The organism is Streptomyces sp. NPDC107521 (assembly GCF_055598485.1).
This window is the reverse complement of record NZ_JBVKAT010000002.1, coordinates 32758-47618: the sequence shown is the minus strand read 5'-3', so window position 1 is coordinate 47618 and position 14861 is coordinate 32758. Positions and strand designations below refer to the sequence as shown.

Sequence of the window (14861 nt, the reverse complement as noted above, 5' to 3'; positions counted from 1 at the left end):
CTGCCGGGCGAGCCTGCCGCCGGCCGGGTCAGCCGTTGGCCGGGTCGGTCGTCGGCCGGGTCAGCCGCCGGCCCCCGGCAGCCGGGCGGCGAAGTCCGCGACCGCCGCCCGCACGTCGTCGGCGGTCCACTCCAGGCCCGCCGCCTCCACCCCGACCTCGGTGACCGCGATGCCGGGGCCGGGAGCCTGCCAGGAGCGGGCGAAGAGCAGGGTCCCGGTCTCCTCGCCCTGCCGTACGGCGGCCTCCGCGGCGGCCTCGGCGTCCTGGGGCAGCCAGACCTGGAACTCGTGGGTGTGCGGCACCCCGGGGTGGACCCGCGCCCAGGGCAGCTCGGCCGCCGCGAAGCCCTCGCGCAGCGCGGCGGCCACCACCCGCGCCTGGGCGACGTAACCGGGCAGCCGGGGCAGCTCCCGCTCCAGCCCGGCGAGCGCGGACAGGGCCGTCGGGAACTGCTGGAAGACCGCCCCGCCGTAGCGGTGCCGCCAGGTCCGCGCCTCCTCCACCAGCGAGCGGGGCCCGGCCAGGGCGGCGCCCCCGTAGCCCTTGAGGGACTTGTAGAACGAGACGTAGACGCTGTCCGCGAGGCCCGCGATCTCGGACAGGGGGCGGCCGAAGTGGACGGTGGACTCCCAGAGGCGGGCGCCGTCGAAGTGGACCACGGCGTCGCGCTCCCGCGCGGCGGCCACCGTCTCGGTCAGCTCCTCCCAGGTGGGCAGCAGGTAACCGGCCTCCCTGAGCGGCAGTTCCAGCATCAGCGCGCCGAAGGGCTCCGGCAGGTCGCGCACCTCGTCGGCGGTGGGCTGCCGGGGCGCGGAGGTGATCCTGACCGGGCGCAACCCGCTGACCTGGCTGAAGGCGTCGCCCTCGTGGAGTTCGGGGTGGCTGAGCCCGTGCAGCGCGACCGTCCGGTCGCCGGTGCGGCCGGCCCAGCAGCGCAGGGCCACCTGCTGGGCCATGGTGCCCGTCGGGAAGAAGGCGGCGGCCTCGGTGCCCAGGAGGGCGGCCACCCGTTCCTCCAGGGTCTCCACGACGCCGTCCCCGTAGAGGTCCGAGGGCTCGTCGAGATCGTGGAACTCCGCCGCGCCGTCCAGCAGCGCGAGCCGTTCGCGCAGGCTGGCGCCGAAGCCGGGGCCCGCCAGGGCGCGCCGGACGCTGCGGTGGACGGCGGTGCGCCGCTCCCGCAGCGCGGCGAGCCGCTCCTGCGGCCCGCCGGAAGGGGCCGCCCCGTCCGGGCCGCCGTCCCGCCCCCTCCCGTCCGCCGGGGGCGGGGTGCCCAAGGTGGCCCGGGGGTCCGTGTCCGCCGTATGCGCCGCTGAGTCGCTCATGCCGGGATGATGCCCCGTGCGCGCCCGCGCGGGCACCCCGCTTTCCGCCGTCACCAGGAGGGCCACTCCGCTGGGCCGCCCAGGGAGGCCGCTTCCGGGGACGCCCCCGCGCGCGTGGGGGCCTGTCATGACGTCCGCGTGCGAGGGCTGCGCCCGGACGCCGGACGCCGGACGTCAGGTCGCTGGTCGCACGGTGCAGACGTCGCCACCGATCGATGCTCGCCACGGTGTGGTGCCGACGCCGACGGCCGCCCTCGCACCGCCGATGGCCGCCCTCGCACCGCCCGCGGCCGTCCCCGTACCGCCGACGGTCGTCCCCGCACCCCCGTGGCCGTCCCGTACCGCCCGTGGCCGGGCGCCCCGTCCCGGGAGGCCCCGCGTCCGGGGCCTCCCGGGACGGCTCCCCTGGCCCTGTCCAGCCCGCCGTCGGCACCGACGGCCCGCGCGTCCCCGTCCCGGCGATTCCCCCGCGCCCCGGGGAATCCGCCGCGCCCTGGGAACCCGTCGGTCACCCACAGCCTGTGGACGGCCGGACGGAGCCCGCACCGATAGCGTTAACATGACGAGAAATCGTCCGGTACCCCGAGCGGACTGGAACGGGAAGGCCCCGCCGCGTGAATCCAACCCCACAGCCGGATCCCAGGGACCGCCCCGCGCGGCTCACCGTAGGCGTCGTCGGCGCCGGACGCGTGGGTCCCGCGCTGGCCGCCTCCCTCCAACTGGCCGGGCACCGCCCGGTGGCGGTCTCCGGCGTCTCCGAGGCCTCCCGCAGGCGCGCCGAGGCCATGCTCCCGGACGTGCCGCTGGTGGCCCCCGCCGAGGTCCTGGGCCGCGCCGAGCTGGTGCTGCTGACCGTCCCCGACGACGCCCTGCCCGGCCTGGTCGCCGGGCTGGTGGAGACCGGGGCGGTGCGCCCGGGCCAGCTCCTGGCGCACACCTCCGGGCGGTACGGGGTGGGGGTGCTGGAGCCCGCCCTGCGCGCCGGCGCCCTGCCGCTGGCCCTGCACCCCGCGATGACCTTCACCGGCACCCCCGTGGACGTCCAGCGGCTCGCCGGGTGCTCCTTCGGCGTCACGGCGCCCGAGGAGCTGCGGCTGGCCGCCGAGGCCCTGGTGATCGAGATGGGCGGCGAGCCGGAGTGGATCGCCGAGGAGCGCCGCCCGCTCTACCACGCGGCGCTCGCCCTGGGCGCCAACCACCTGGTCACCCTGGTCGCCCAGTCCATGGAGCTGCTGCGCACGGCGGGCGTCGCCGCCCCCGACCGGATGCTCGGCCCTCTGCTGGGCGCCGCCCTGGACAACGCCCTGCGCTCCGGCGACGCGGCGCTGACCGGCCCCGTCGCGCGCGGGGACGCGGGCACGGTCGCCGCCCACGTCGAGGAGCTGCGCGCGCACGCCCCGCAGGCCGTGGCCGGGTACCTGGCGATGGCCCGCGCGACCGCCGACCGGGCGCTCGCCCACGGACTGCTCAGGCCCGAGCTCGCGGAGGATCTGCTCGGCGTCCTCGCCCACGCGACCGACGGCACCGAAGGGAACACCCGATGACCACCGCCCTGCTGCGCACCGCCGGGGAACTGCGCGCCCGCGCGCGCCGCGGCCGCCGTGCCGTCGTGATGACCATGGGCGCCCTGCACGAGGGCCACGCCGCCCTGATCCGCGCCGCGCGCGAGCGGGTCGGCGCCGACGGGGAGGTCGTCGTCACCGTCTTCGTCAACCCGCTCCAGTTCGGCGAGGCCGAGGACCTGGACCGCTATCCGCGCACCCTGGAGGCCGATTTGGAGGTGGCCGGGCGGGCGGGCGCCGACGCGGTCTTCGCCCCCTCCGTCGAGGAGGTCTACCCGGGCGGCGAGCCCCAGGTGCGGATCGGCGCGGGCCCCATGGGCGGACGCCTGGAGGGCGCCTCCCGCCCCGGGCACTTCGACGGCGTGCTCACCGTCGTCGCCAAGCTCCTCCACCTCACCCGTCCCGACCTGGCCTTCTACGGCCAGAAGGACGCCCAGCAGCTCGCCCTGATCCGCCGCATGGCGAGCGACCTGAACTTCGGCGTGGAGGTCGTCGCCGTCCCCACCGTCCGCGAGGAGGACGGGCTGGCCCTGTCCAGCCGCAACCGCTTCCTCTCGCCCCGGGAGCGCGGTACCGCGCTGGCGCTGTCCCGGGCTCTCTTCGCGGGGGTGGACCGGCTCGCCGCGCAGGAGGCGCTGAGCGCCCGGGCCCGCGAGGTGCCCGCCACGCCCGCGCGCGCGGAGGCGCTCGACGCCCTGGGGGAGTCCCGGGCGGCGGCCGACGCACACGCCGTCTCCCGCGCCGCCCCGGGCGGCCCGTCGGCGGTGCGGGCCGCCGCCCGCCTGGTGCTGGACGAGGCGGCCCGCCTGGACCCGCCGCTGGAGCTGGACTACCTCGCCCTGGTCGATCCGTCCGACTTCACCGCGATCGCGGACGGGTACACCGGCCCGGCCGTCCTCGCGGTGGCCGCCCGGGTCGGAGCCGTCCGGCTGATCGACAACCTTCCCCTCACCTTCGGAGCCGCCTCGTGACCAGCACAGGCATACGACTGCACGCCCCCGCGCCCGGCTGGGCCGTCGCCGCGGACGTGGTGGTCGTCGGTTCCGGCGTCGCCGGCCTGACCGCCGCCCTGCGCTGCGAGGCGGCCGGGCTGGACACCGTGGTCGTCACCAAGGCCCGGCTGGACGACGGCTCCACCCGCTGGGCGCAGGGCGGCATCGCGGCGGCCCTGGGCGAGGGCGACACCCCCGGGCAGCACCTGGACGACACCCTCGTCGCGGGCGCCGGGCTGTGCGACGAGGAGGCGGTGCGCATCCTGGTCACCGAGGGCCCCGACGCCGTGCGGCGGCTCATCGAGACCGGGGCGCACTTCGACGAGTCCGCCCACGGCGGCCTGGCCCTGACCAGGGAGGGCGGCCACCACCGCAGGCGCATCGCCCACGCGGGCGGTGACGCCACGGGTGCGGAGATCTCCCGGGCCCTGGTCGAGGCGGTCCGCGCGCGGGGCGTGCGCACCGTGGAGAACGCGCTGGTCCTGGACCTCCTCACGGACGCCGACGGCCGCACCGCCGGGGTCACCCTGCACGTCATGGGGGAGGGCCAGCACGACGGCGTCGGCGCGGTGCGCGCCCCCGCCGTGGTCCTGGCGACCGGCGGCATGGGCCAGGTCTTCTCGGCGACCACCAACCCGTCCGTGTCGACCGGCGACGGCGTCGCCCTCGCCCTGCGCGCCGGGGCCGAGGTCAGCGACCTGGAGTTCGTCCAGTTCCACCCCACGGTGCTGTTCCTGGGCGCGGACGCCGAGGGCCAGCAGCCGCTGGTCTCCGAGGCCGTGCGCGGCGAGGGCGCCCACCTGGTGGACGCGGACGGCGTGCGCTTCATGCTGGGGCAGCACGAGCTGGCGGAGCTGGCGCCCCGGGACATCGTCGCCAAGGGCATCACCCGGCGGATGCTGGAGCAGGGCACCGGGCACATGTACCTGGACGCCCGGCACTTCGGCGCCGAGATGTGGGAGCAGCGCTTCCCGACGATCCTGGCCGCCTGCCGCGCCCACGGCATCGACCCGGTCACCGAGCCGGTCCCGGTCGCCCCGGCCGCGCACTACGCCTCCGGCGGCGTCCGCACCGACTCCAGGGGCCGCACCACGGTGCCGGGCCTGTACGCGTGCGGGGAGGTCGCCTGCACCGGTGTGCACGGTGCCAACCGGCTGGCCTCCAACTCGCTCCTGGAGGGCCTGGTCTACGCCGAGCGCATCGCCGCCGACGTCGCGGCCCGCCACGCCGACGGCACCCTGGGGGCGCGCGTCCCCGCCGAGGTCCCGCACCCGGACTCGCCCGCGCACCCGCTGCTGCCCGCGGAGGCCCGCTTCGCCATCCAGCGGGCCATGACCGAGGGCGCCGGCGTGCTGCGGTCCGCCGCGTCGCTCGACCGGGCCGCCGGGAGGCTTCAGGACCTGCACGGCGCGGCCCGCGAGGCGCTGCGCGAGCACGGCAAGACCGCCGAGCCCGGCGTCGACACCTGGGAGGCGACCAACCTGCTGTGCGTGGCGCGGGTCCTGGTGGCCGCCGCGGCCCGGCGCGAGGAGACCCGCGGCTGCCACTGGCGCGAGGACCGCCCGGGGCGCGACGACACCGCCTGGCGGCGCCACGTCGTGGTACGGCTGAACCCGGACCGTACGCTCGCCGTGCACACCACACCGACCGCGGAGTTCCCTCCGACCACCCCCGGCCCCCGGCCGGCGCAGCGCCCCCAGGAGCGACAGCAGTGAACACCCCCGACCTTCCCCTGGCCTCCACCGGCGGCTGCGGCGGCGACTGCGCCTGCGCCGCGGACCACGACGGCGAGACGTACCAGGAGTGCGGACTCGACCCGGCCCTGGCGGCGCTCCTGCTCGACTCCGGGCTCGACCCGGTGGAGGTCGAGGACATCGCCAACGTCGCCCTGGGCGAGGACCTGGCGCACGGCGTGGACGTGACGACGGTGGCCACCATCCCCGAGGAGGCGGTCGCCACCGCCGACTTCACCGCGCGCGAGGCGGGCGTGGTGGCGGGGCTCCGGGTCGCCGAGGCGGTCCTGTCCCTCGTCTGCGAGGAGGAGTTCGAGGTCGAGCGCCATGTGGCGGACGGCGACCGGGTGGAGCCGGGCCAGCGGCTGCTGTCGGTCACCTCGCGCACCCGTGACCTGCTCACCGCCGAGCGCAGCGCGCTGAACCTGCTGTGCCGGATGTCGGGCATCGCGACGGCCACCCGTGCCTGGGCGGACGTCCTGGAGGGGACGCGGGCCAGGGTCCGCGACACCCGCAAGACCACCCCCGGGCTGCGCTCGCTGGAGAAGTTCGCGGTCCGCTGCGGCGGCGGCGTCAACCACCGCATGTCGCTCTCCGACGCGGCCCTGGTCAAGGACAACCACGTGGTGGCCGCGGGCGGGGTGGCGGCGGCCTTCCGGGCGGTCCGCGAGCACTTCCCCGAGGTGCCGATCGAGGTCGAGGTGGACACCCTGCACCAGCTCCGCGAGGTGCTGGACGCGGGTGCCGACCTGATCCTGCTGGACAACTTCACGCCGGGCGAGTGCGAGGAGGCGGTGGCCCTGGTCGACGGCCGCGCCGCCCTGGAGGCGTCCGGGCGGCTGACCCTGGACAACGCCGCCGCCTACGCCGCCACCGGCGTCGACTACCTGGCCGTGGGGGCCCTCACCCACAGCTCCCCCGTCCTGGACATCGGCCTGGACCTGCGGGAAGCGGTGTAGGGCCATGCTGCTGACGATCGACGTGGGCAACACCCACACCGTCCTGGGGCTGTTCGACGGCGAGGACATCGTCGAACACTGGCGCATCTCCACCGACCCGCGCCGTACGGCGGACGAGCTGGCGGTGCTGCTGCAGGGGCTGATGGGCCGCCACCCGCTGCTCGGCGACGAGCTGGGCGACGGCATCGACGGCATCGCCATCTGCGCCACCGTCCCCTCGGTCCTGCACGAGCTGCGCGAGGTCACCCGCCGGTACTACGGCGACGTCCCGGCGGTGCTGGTGGAGCCGGGCGTGCGGACCGGGGTGCCGATCCTCACCGACCACCCCAAGGAGGTCGGCGCCGACCGCATCATCAACTCGGCCGCAGCGGTCGACCTGTACGGCGGCCCGGCGATCGTGGTGGACTTCGGCACGGCGACCACGTTCGACGCGATCAGCGCGCGCGGCGAGTACATCGGCGGGGTCATCGCCCCCGGCATCGAGATCTCCGTGGAGGCGCTCGGCGTCAGGGGCGCGCAGCTCCGCAAGATCGAGGTGGCCCGGCCGCGGAGCGTGATCGGCAAGAACACGGTGGAGGCGATGCAGGCGGGCATCGTCTACGGGTTCGCGGGCCAGGTCGACGGGGTGGTCCGGCGGATGGCGCGGGAGCTGGCGAAGGACCCGGACGAGGTGACCGTCATCGCGACGGGGGGCCTGGCGCCGATGGTGCTCGGCGAGTCGTCGGTGATCGACGAGCACGAGCCGTGGCTGACGCTGATCGGGCTCCGCCTGGTCTACGAGCGCAACGTCCCCCGCGCCTGACGCCGCCCGCCCGGCGCCCCGCCGCCCTCCGGAGCCGTCCGCCCCGCCGGAGCCGCCCCGCGCGCCCGGGACGCCCGTTCCCCGGGCCGTGCGGGCCGCGCGGGCCGGGCCCGGCGGGCCGCCCGGACCGTCGCGGGCGGCACCGGCCCCGGGCGCGGGCAGGCACCCCGTCGGGGTGCGGTGACGCGCCACGCCGGGGCGTTATGGGGATTTTGTCCGATTAGCGCGTATCGTCGGCCCATGCCCACGCCCTACGGATCCCGCGGCGGCATGGCCTTCGGCGCACAGGAACTGCGTGTGCTCCGGCGCGCCCTCGCCCTCGCCCTGCATCCCCGTCCCGCCTCCGCCGAGGACGTCCACGACTGTCTCCGCCTCGCGGAGCACCTGGACGAGGTGATGGACGAGGCCACCCGCCTGCGCGCCTTCCTGCTGGCCGACCTCGCCCGCTACCGCGCCGCCCTCCCCGGCAGCGTCACCGGCTACCTCGCCGTCCTCGCCGAGGCGCTGGACGCCGGCCATCGGCCCGGGGCGGACGACCTCGCCGCCCTGCGGGCCCTGCGCGGCACGCCTGCCGCCGCCGCGCTGCTGGCCCGGTGCCGCCCCGTCCCCGCCGCCCGCAGCCACCTGCTCGCCCTCCCCGGCGGGCGCCGGGCCGACGAGAAGCCGCCGCAGGACCCGGCCCGGAAACCCGCCCGGAAACCGGCCCCCGCGCCCGCCCCGGCCGACCCCCGCCGCCCGATCCCCACCCCCGGCGAGGTCTTCCCCCGGCGCAAGCCCGGCCCGCCCGCCCCCGGCTCCCGGCACCACCTCGCCGCGGGCTGAGCGGCCCTGGCTACTCTGGAGCCATGGAATACGTTTCCGCGCTTACGCCCCCGTTCGTCATGGCGGCGCTCTTCATCGGCGTGATCAGGGTGATCGTGAAGACCCAGGGCGGCGCCAACAAGGCCAAGGAGGACGCGGCCGTGGACGCCGCCCTCGCCCGGACGGACGGCACCGCGGCCCGCCAGGAGTCCTGACTCCCCGGCGTGGCGCGGCACGACGGGGCGGCCCGGTGCCGTACCGCGCCGCGCCCGCGCCGACCGGGCCGGCGCACCTCCCCCTCCGTGCCGTGACCTCGCGGCACCGCTCGGCACCTCCGCGTACGACGCGTGCCCCGGCATCCGTCGTACGCCCTTTTTGTGGTGATTCGCCGACGCGGGAGCACGTCCAGTCGTCGAATGTCCTGTTTCCCCCGTATTGTTCTGATCGTGCCTCGCCCCTTGGGAGAACTCGAAGACGCGGTCATGACGCGGGTGTGGAAGTGGAACCGCCCGGTCACCGTCCGGGAAGTCCTCGAAGACCTCCAACAGGAACGGTCCATCGCCTACACCACAGTGATGACGGTTTTGGACAATCTTCATCAGAAGGGCTGGGTGCGCCGCGAGGCGGAAGGCCGGGCCTATCGATATGAGGCCGTCTCCACCCGGGCCGCCTACGCCGCCGCACTGATGAACGACGCCTGGTCGCAGAGCGACAACCCCGCCGCCGCGCTGGTGGCCTTCTTCGGCATGATGAGCGAGGAACAGCGGGGGGCGCTGGCCGACGCCATCCGTATCGTCCAGGCCCCGGAATCACGGAACCCGGAACCCGACCCGAACCCCGGTTCCGTTCCCGGCACGGGCGGGCGATAGCGTCCCCCCATGCCAAAAGCCATCACCGTCCGGAGGGCCCGCACCAGCGATGTCCCGGCCGTACGCAGGCTCCTCGACGCCTACGTCCGCGAGCGCATCCTCCTCGACAAAGCGATGGTGACGCTTTACGAGGACATCCAGGAGTTCTGGGTCGCGGAACGGGACGACAACGGCGAGGTCGTCGGCTGCGGTGCCCTGCACGTGATGTGGGAAGACCTGGCGGAAGTGCGGACTCTCGCGGTGAAGCCCGGTCTGAAGGGGGCCGGCGTCGGCCACCAGTTGCTGGAGAAGTTACTGGAGACCGCACGCACGCTGGGCGTTCGCCGGGTATTCTGCCTGACCTTCGAAGTGGACTTCTTCAGCAGGCACGGCTTCGTGGAGATCGGGGAGACCCCGGTCGACCGGGACGTGTACGCGGAGCTGCTGCGTTCCTATGACGAGGGCGTAGCGGAGTTCCTGGGTCTCGAACGGGTGAAACCGAACACCCTGGGCAACAGCCGCATGCTTCTGCATCTGTGATCGCCGGACTTCGCCAAGTGACATCGGGGATCGGCCGCGATCACCGCGCATCATCCCCGGCATCGGCGGCCGTTCCCCGCGTTTATTCGGCGGGGCGCCGCACGCGGTCCCTATGTCCGAAACGCGCAACTTTCAGGTCCGGAGTGCTCCGGCCGGGACCACGAGTCCCGGCCGGGGGTTTGTGTTTTCCGGGCAAAAGCGGTTTGCTTTCCGGCGTACTGCTGTACTGCATATAACAAGGGGCGGCGATACGGCGGACGCCGGCGGACCTCCGACCCTCACGTTATCGATGAAAGGAAATCCGGTGGCACAGAAGGTTCAGGTCCTTCTTGTCGACGACCTCGACGGTGGCGAGGCAGACGAGACCGTGACGTTCGCGCTGGACGGCAAGACATACGAGATCGATCTCACCACCGCCAATGCGGACAAGCTCCGCGGCCTTCTCGACCCGTATGTGAAGGGCGGACGCCGTACCGGTGGCCGTGCTTCCGGCGGTCGGGGCAAGGCGCGCGCGGCGTCCGGCGGCAGCCAGGACACCGCGGCGATCCGTGCCTGGGCGAAGGAGCGGGGCCTGGAGGTCAACGACCGCGGCCGCGTTCCCCAGGCGATCCGCGAGGAGTACGAGAAGGCCAACGGCTGATCACCGGTCCGGCCGCGGGCCGCGTGCCCGTGGACGCCGTTCCCGCGCGCTACCGCGCGGCCCGGGACAGTCGCGTCCGGTGGACCTGCGTCGCCAGGGTGTGGACGAGTCGTGCGAGATCGGGGGCGCGCGACGGGCCCGCCACGGCCGACAGCGCCGGAAGCGGGCAAACGGCCTCGCGACCCGGCACGGGGGGCCGCAGCCACACGGCGGCCCCCTGCGAACCGCCGCGGCCCACGGGGGAGCCGGCCGGCGAGGGCGGCAGCGGTGCCTCCACGCACCCTCCGGCGCCCGACGCCGTCAGATCCAGGGCCGGCGGACCCCACTCCAGCCACTCCAGCAGCCCCGGCAGCTCCTCCGCCGCGCCGGCGGCCACCAGCAGCAGCATGCGCCCGCCCCGCACGGCCACGGGGAAGCCCGGCCCCGTGCCCCCGCCCTCCGCGTCCCCGGCGCCACCGGCTCCCGCGGACGCCCCCGCGCCCAGTCTCCGCAGGGCCGCGCGCCCGGCCCCGGCGGGCACCTCCAGCACGTCGAAGAGGACACCCGTCCTCAGCCGGAGCGGGGTCCCCGGCAGCACCGGCCAGCCGAGCGCGTTCTCGTACCACCACCGGGCCCCCTCCCGCGGGCCGTCCACGGCGGCGGGTCGGCGGGGGAGCGGCAGGGCGGGCGCGGGGGCGTGGGGCGGGACGCCAATCATGTCCACTGCAACCGCCAGCGGACCCCCCGAGTTACGCTGAGTGCCGGACCAATCGCGGAGCGTGCGGGAAATGGGGGCGTGCGGGGGCGCGGGGCCGTGCAAGGGTGTTCGCCCGTAGCGGAGGAAACGGGGGCGCGCCGCATGGAGTCTCGGCACCGGCGGGTAAGACATCCCTAGTGGGAGGGGGCGACACGCAGAATGGGCCGTCTCGCGTTCGCCATCGGCGTACTGGCGAGTGGGGTAAGTGCCTGGCCTGCGGGAACATCGTCTCGCACCATCGGGTTGTGGCAGATGTCGGCGTCAGGGGTCAGGAGGCCATCGACGGTGTCGGCAGTTGGAATGAGCGGTCCCCGCTTGCGGGACTAAGCTGCGGAAGGACAGGGAGGGGAAGTTCCCCTTACTGCCTGACCGCTCTGAGGAGCGATTAACGATGTTCGAGAGGTTCACCGACCGCGCGCGGCGGGTTGTCGTCCTGGCTCAGGAAGAAGCCCGGATGCTCAACCACAACTACATCGGCACCGAGCACATCCTCCTGGGCCTGATCCACGAGGGTGAGGGTGTCGCCGCCAAGGCCCTTGAGAGCCTCGGGATTTCGCTCGAGGCGGTCCGCCAGCAGGTGGAGGAGATCATCGGGCAGGGCCAGCAGGCCCCGTCGGGTCACATTCCCTTCACTCCCCGTGCCAAGAAGGTGCTGGAGCTGTCGCTCCGCGAGGCGCTTCAGCTGGGACACAACTACATCGGCACCGAGCACATCCTGCTCGGCCTGATCCGCGAGGGCGAGGGCGTTGCCGCCCAGGTCCTGGTGAAGCTGGGCGCCGACCTCAACCGGGTGCGCCAGCAGGTCATCCAGCTGCTCTCCGGTTACCAGCAGGGCAAGGAGACCGCCACCGCCGGCGGCCCCGCCGAAGGCACGCCCTCCACCTCCCTGGTGCTCGACCAGTTCGGCCGGAACCTCACCCAGGCCGCTCGTGAGTCCAAGCTCGACCCGGTCATCGGGCGCGAGAAGGAGATCGAGCGGGTCATGCAGGTGCTCTCCCGCCGGACCAAGAACAACCCGGTCCTGATCGGTGAGCCCGGCGTCGGCAAGACCGCCGTCGTCGAGGGCCTCGCGCAGGCCATCGTCAAGGGCGAGGTGCCCGAGACCCTCAAGGACAAGCACCTCTACACCCTGGACCTCGGCGCGCTGGTCGCCGGCTCCCGCTACCGCGGTGACTTCGAGGAGCGCCTGAAGAAGGTCCTCAAGGAGATCCGCACCCGCGGCGACATCATCCTGTTCATCGACGAGCTGCACACGCTGGTCGGTGCGGGTGCCGCCGAGGGCGCCATCGACGCGGCCTCCATCCTGAAGCCGATGCTGGCCCGCGGTGAGCTGCAGACCATCGGCGCCACCACGCTCGACGAGTACCGCAAGCACCTGGAGAAGGACGCGGCCCTGGAGCGCCGCTTCCAGCCGATCCAGGTCGCGGAGCCGTCGCTGCCGCACACCATCGAGATCCTCAAGGGCCTGCGCGACCGCTACGAGGCCCACCACCGCGTCTCCATCACGGACGAGGCCCTGGTCCAGGCCGCCACCCTGGCCGACCGTTACATCTCGGACCGCTTCCTGCCGGACAAGGCGATCGACCTGATCGACGAGGCCGGCTCCCGGATGCGCATCCGCCGGATGACCGCGCCGCCGGACCTGCGCGAGTTCGACGAGAAGATCGCCGGTGTCCGCCGGGACAAGGAGTCCGCGATCGACTCGCAGGACTTCGAGAAGGCCGCCTCGCTGCGCGACAAGGAGAAGCAGCTCCTCGCCGCCAAGGCCAAGCGGGAGAAGGAGTGGAAGGCCGGCGACATGGACGTCGTCGCCGAGGTCGACGGCGAGCTGATCGCCGAGGTCCTCGCCACCGCCACGGGCATCCCGGTCTTCAAGCTGACCGAGGAGGAGTCCTCCCGCCTGCTGCGCATGGAGGAGGAGCTCCACAAGCGCGTCATCGGCCAGATCGACGCCGTCAAGGCGCTGTCCAAGGCGATCCGCCGTACGCGGGCCGGTCTGAAGGACCCGAAGCGCCCCGGTGGCTCGTTCATCTTCGCCGGTCCGTCCGGTGTCGGTAAGACCGAGCTGTCCAAGGCCCTCGCGGAGTTCCTGTTCGGCGACGAGGACGCGCTGATCTCCCTCGACATGTCGGAGTTCAGCGAGAAGCACACGGTCTCGCGCCTCTTCGGTTCGCCCCCCGGCTACGTGGGCTACGAGGAGGGCGGCCAGCTCACGGAGAAGGTCCGCCGCAAGCCGTTCTCGGTCGTCCTCTTCGACGAGGTCGAGAAGGCCCACCCGGACATCTTCAACTCGCTGCTGCAGATCCTGGAGGACGGTCGCCTGACCGACTCCCAGGGCCGGGTCGTGGACTTCAAGAACACGGTCATCATCATGACGACCAACCTCGGCACCCGGGACATCTCCAAGGGCTTCAACCTGGGCTTCGCCGCCGCGGGCGACACGAAGACCAACTACGAGCGCATGAAGAACAAGGTGTCGGACGAGCTGAAGCAGCACTTCCGCCCCGAGTTCCTCAACCGCGTCGACGACGTGGTCGTCTTCCCGCAGCTCACCCAGGACGACATCCTGGCGATCGTCGACCTGATGATCGCCAAGGTGGACGAGCGCCTCAAGGACCGGGACATGGGCATCGAGCTCTCCCAGTCCGCCAAGGAGCTGCTGTCCAAGAAGGGCTACGACCCGGTGCTGGGCGCGCGTCCGCTGCGGCGCACCATCCAGCGCGAGGTCGAGGACACGCTCTCGGAGAAGATCCTCTTCGGCGAGCTGCGCCCCGGCCACATCGTGGTCGTGGACACGGAGGGCGAGGGCGAGGCCAAGACCTTCACCTTCCGCGGCGAGGAGAAGTCGGCGCTGCCCGACGCCCCGCCGATCGAGCAGGCGGCCGGCGGCGCCGGTCCGAACCTGAGCAAGGAGGCGTAGCCCTCCGGGTGAGCCGGTGAAGGGGCTGCCCGGGACTTCGGTCCCGGGTGGCCCCTTTCGCCGTGTCGGGGCCGAGGGCGTGCTCCGGGCCCCGGTCCCTGGGACCTGGCCCCGGGCCCCGGGCCTCGGGGAAGGGGCGGCGGCGCGGGCCGGGGCGGGCCGGGCGGCGAGTCGTGCAGGGCGCCCGTGCGCATCCCCGGAGCGGGGGAGCGGAGTGCGAGCCCTCCGTCTGCTCGACGGCGGCCGGTGACGGGAACCTGATGCCGGGCGGGACCGGGACCGGGTCCGGCAGGGGCCCGAGGCAGCCCCGGGAGAACGTCGCGAACGGCGGCAGGCCGGTCGGCCGGGGGAGCCGGGTGACATCGGCCCGGCCACCGGGGCCCCCGGCGGTCAGCGGGGCGCCCGGGGAGAGGGCCCGAGCGGACGCGGGGCGTTCGCATGCGAGAGTCCGCGCGGGCCGGTGGTCCCCGCGGTGCCGGTGGCCCCAGTGGTGCCGGTGGTGCCGGTGGTGCCGGTGGTGCCGGTGGTGCCGGTGGTGCCGAGGCCCGGGTGGCGGAGTGTCCAGGACGGGATGCGAGAGCCCGCGCGGGCCGGTGGTCCCGGTGGTGCCGAGGCCGGGGGCGGGGTGTCCAGGACGGCCCGAGGGAGGGGGAACTCCGGCTCCCTGCGCGGGGTCCGCTTTCGCTGTTCAGGGGCTTGATCGGCCGCTGTCTCCCGGTGGTGGTCCTGTTGGCCCTGCGGGCTCTGCGGCCCACCGGGGCCGTTCCCGCGCTCCCTGCATGCCCGGGATGGGGGCGCCCGGAACCGGTCGGGGCGTCCCGGGAAGGGGAACGTCCGACACCGACAGCCTCCCGAGGCGGTCCGGCCCGCCCGAGCCTGACCGCCTCGGGCACGCTCGCGAGGGGTCGGCCCGGTGAGGCGCGCCGAGAGCGGCCCGGGCCCTCCGCGCGGCCTGCAGCGCGGGAGTTCCGCAGCGCGCCCGCCGGGGCCTCCACCCCGGCC

13 protein-coding genes are annotated in these 14861 nt (G+C 74.4%); 11 read left to right on the top strand and 2 right to left on the bottom strand.

Annotation, left to right across the window (positions count from 1 at the left end):
• Positions 1–60: 60 nt before the first annotated feature.
• Complete coding sequence (locus ACZ7LB_RS03295) at positions 61–1326, bottom strand: threonine aldolase family protein (RefSeq protein ID WP_471465151.1); 1266 nt, start codon at positions 1324–1326, stop codon at positions 61–63.
• A gap of 614 nt (positions 1327–1940) precedes the next feature.
• On the opposite strand from ACZ7LB_RS03295, the gene ACZ7LB_RS03290 reads away from it, so the two are divergent.
• From ACZ7LB_RS03290 to ACZ7LB_RS03245, 10 genes are all read left to right on the top strand, one after another.
• Positions 1941–2870 (top strand): Rossmann-like and DUF2520 domain-containing protein, encoded by a 930-nt coding sequence (locus ACZ7LB_RS03290; protein WP_471465150.1) that lies wholly within the window; start codon positions 1941–1943, stop codon positions 2868–2870.
• Positions 2867–3859, top strand: a complete 993-nt coding sequence (gene panC, locus ACZ7LB_RS03285) for a pantoate--beta-alanine ligase (protein WP_471465149.1) — start codon at positions 2867–2869, stop codon at positions 3857–3859. The genes ACZ7LB_RS03290 and panC overlap by 4 nt, the downstream gene beginning before the upstream one ends.
• Entirely contained in the window at positions 3856–5595 is a 1740-nt protein-coding gene (locus ACZ7LB_RS03280; RefSeq protein ID WP_471465148.1) for an L-aspartate oxidase, read from the top strand. The genes panC and ACZ7LB_RS03280 overlap by 4 nt, the downstream gene beginning before the upstream one ends.
• The gene (gene nadC / locus ACZ7LB_RS03275; protein ID WP_471465147.1) at positions 5592–6572 is read left to right on the top strand and encodes a carboxylating nicotinate-nucleotide diphosphorylase; all 981 of its coding nucleotides are present in this window, start codon (positions 5592–5594) and stop codon (positions 6570–6572) included. The genes ACZ7LB_RS03280 and nadC overlap by 4 nt, the downstream gene beginning before the upstream one ends.
• Positions 6573–6576: 4 nt before the next feature.
• Positions 6577–7374 (top strand): type III pantothenate kinase, encoded by a 798-nt coding sequence (locus ACZ7LB_RS03270; protein ID WP_161228078.1) that lies wholly within the window; start codon positions 6577–6579, stop codon positions 7372–7374.
• Between the two features lie 240 nt (positions 7375–7614).
• On the top strand, positions 7615–8196 hold the full coding sequence (locus tag ACZ7LB_RS03265; protein ID WP_471465146.1) for a hypothetical protein: 582 nt from the start codon (positions 7615–7617) through the stop codon (positions 8194–8196).
• 23 nt (positions 8197–8219) lie between these two features.
• Positions 8220–8390 carry a hypothetical protein gene (locus ACZ7LB_RS03260; protein ID WP_471465145.1) on the top strand — a complete coding sequence of 57 codons (171 nt, stop codon included), beginning with the start codon at positions 8220–8222 and terminating at the stop codon, positions 8388–8390.
• A gap of 243 nt (positions 8391–8633) precedes the next feature.
• A complete protein-coding gene (locus tag ACZ7LB_RS03255) occupies positions 8634–9044 on the top strand; it encodes a BlaI/MecI/CopY family transcriptional regulator (protein WP_471465144.1) in 411 nt (136 codons plus the stop codon).
• A gap of 9 nt (positions 9045–9053) precedes the next feature.
• Positions 9054–9563, top strand: coding sequence for an amino-acid N-acetyltransferase (locus ACZ7LB_RS03250; RefSeq protein WP_471465143.1), 510 nt, complete (start codon positions 9054–9056; stop codon positions 9561–9563).
• A 304-nt stretch (positions 9564–9867) separates the two neighbouring features.
• Positions 9868–10203, top strand: coding sequence for a histone-like nucleoid-structuring protein Lsr2 (locus tag ACZ7LB_RS03245; RefSeq protein ID WP_161228076.1), 336 nt, complete (start codon positions 9868–9870; stop codon positions 10201–10203).
• Between the two features lie 49 nt (positions 10204–10252).
• Here the strand turns inward: ACZ7LB_RS03245 and ACZ7LB_RS03240 are convergent, their stop codons facing one another.
• A complete protein-coding gene (locus tag ACZ7LB_RS03240) occupies positions 10253–10900 on the bottom strand; it encodes an SCO3374 family protein (protein ID WP_471465591.1) in 648 nt (215 codons plus the stop codon).
• 430 nt (positions 10901–11330) lie between these two features.
• Between ACZ7LB_RS03240 and ACZ7LB_RS03235 the strand changes: the two genes are divergently transcribed.
• Positions 11331–13859 carry an ATP-dependent Clp protease ATP-binding subunit gene (locus ACZ7LB_RS03235; protein WP_471465142.1) on the top strand — a complete coding sequence of 843 codons (2529 nt, stop codon included), beginning with the start codon at positions 11331–11333 and terminating at the stop codon, positions 13857–13859.
• Positions 13860–14861: the final 1002 nt, after the last annotated feature.

Excerpts from the sequence above, each read along its gene's own strand:
- ACZ7LB_RS03265 (WP_471465146.1), top strand. The coding sequence starts at position 7,615 with ATGCCCACGCCCTACGGATCCCGCGGCGGCATGGCCTTCGGCGCACAG.
- ACZ7LB_RS03295 (WP_471465151.1), bottom strand. The coding sequence starts at position 1,326 with ATGAGCGACTCAGCGGCGCATACGGCGGACACGGACCCCCGGGCCACC.
- ACZ7LB_RS03250 (WP_471465143.1), top strand. The coding sequence starts at position 9,054 with ATGCCAAAAGCCATCACCGTCCGGAGGGCCCGCACCAGCGATGTCCCG.
- ACZ7LB_RS03240 (WP_471465591.1), bottom strand. The coding sequence starts at position 10,900 with ATGATTGGCGTCCCGCCCCACGCCCCCGCGCCCGCCCTGCCGCTCCCC.
- ACZ7LB_RS03235 (WP_471465142.1), top strand. The coding sequence starts at position 11,331 with ATGTTCGAGAGGTTCACCGACCGCGCGCGGCGGGTTGTCGTCCTGGCT.
- panC (WP_471465149.1), top strand. The coding sequence starts at position 2,867 with ATGACCACCGCCCTGCTGCGCACCGCCGGGGAACTGCGCGCCCGCGCG.
- ACZ7LB_RS03260 (WP_471465145.1), top strand. The coding sequence starts at position 8,220 with ATGGAATACGTTTCCGCGCTTACGCCCCCGTTCGTCATGGCGGCGCTC.
- ACZ7LB_RS03270 (WP_161228078.1), top strand. The coding sequence starts at position 6,577 with ATGCTGCTGACGATCGACGTGGGCAACACCCACACCGTCCTGGGGCTG.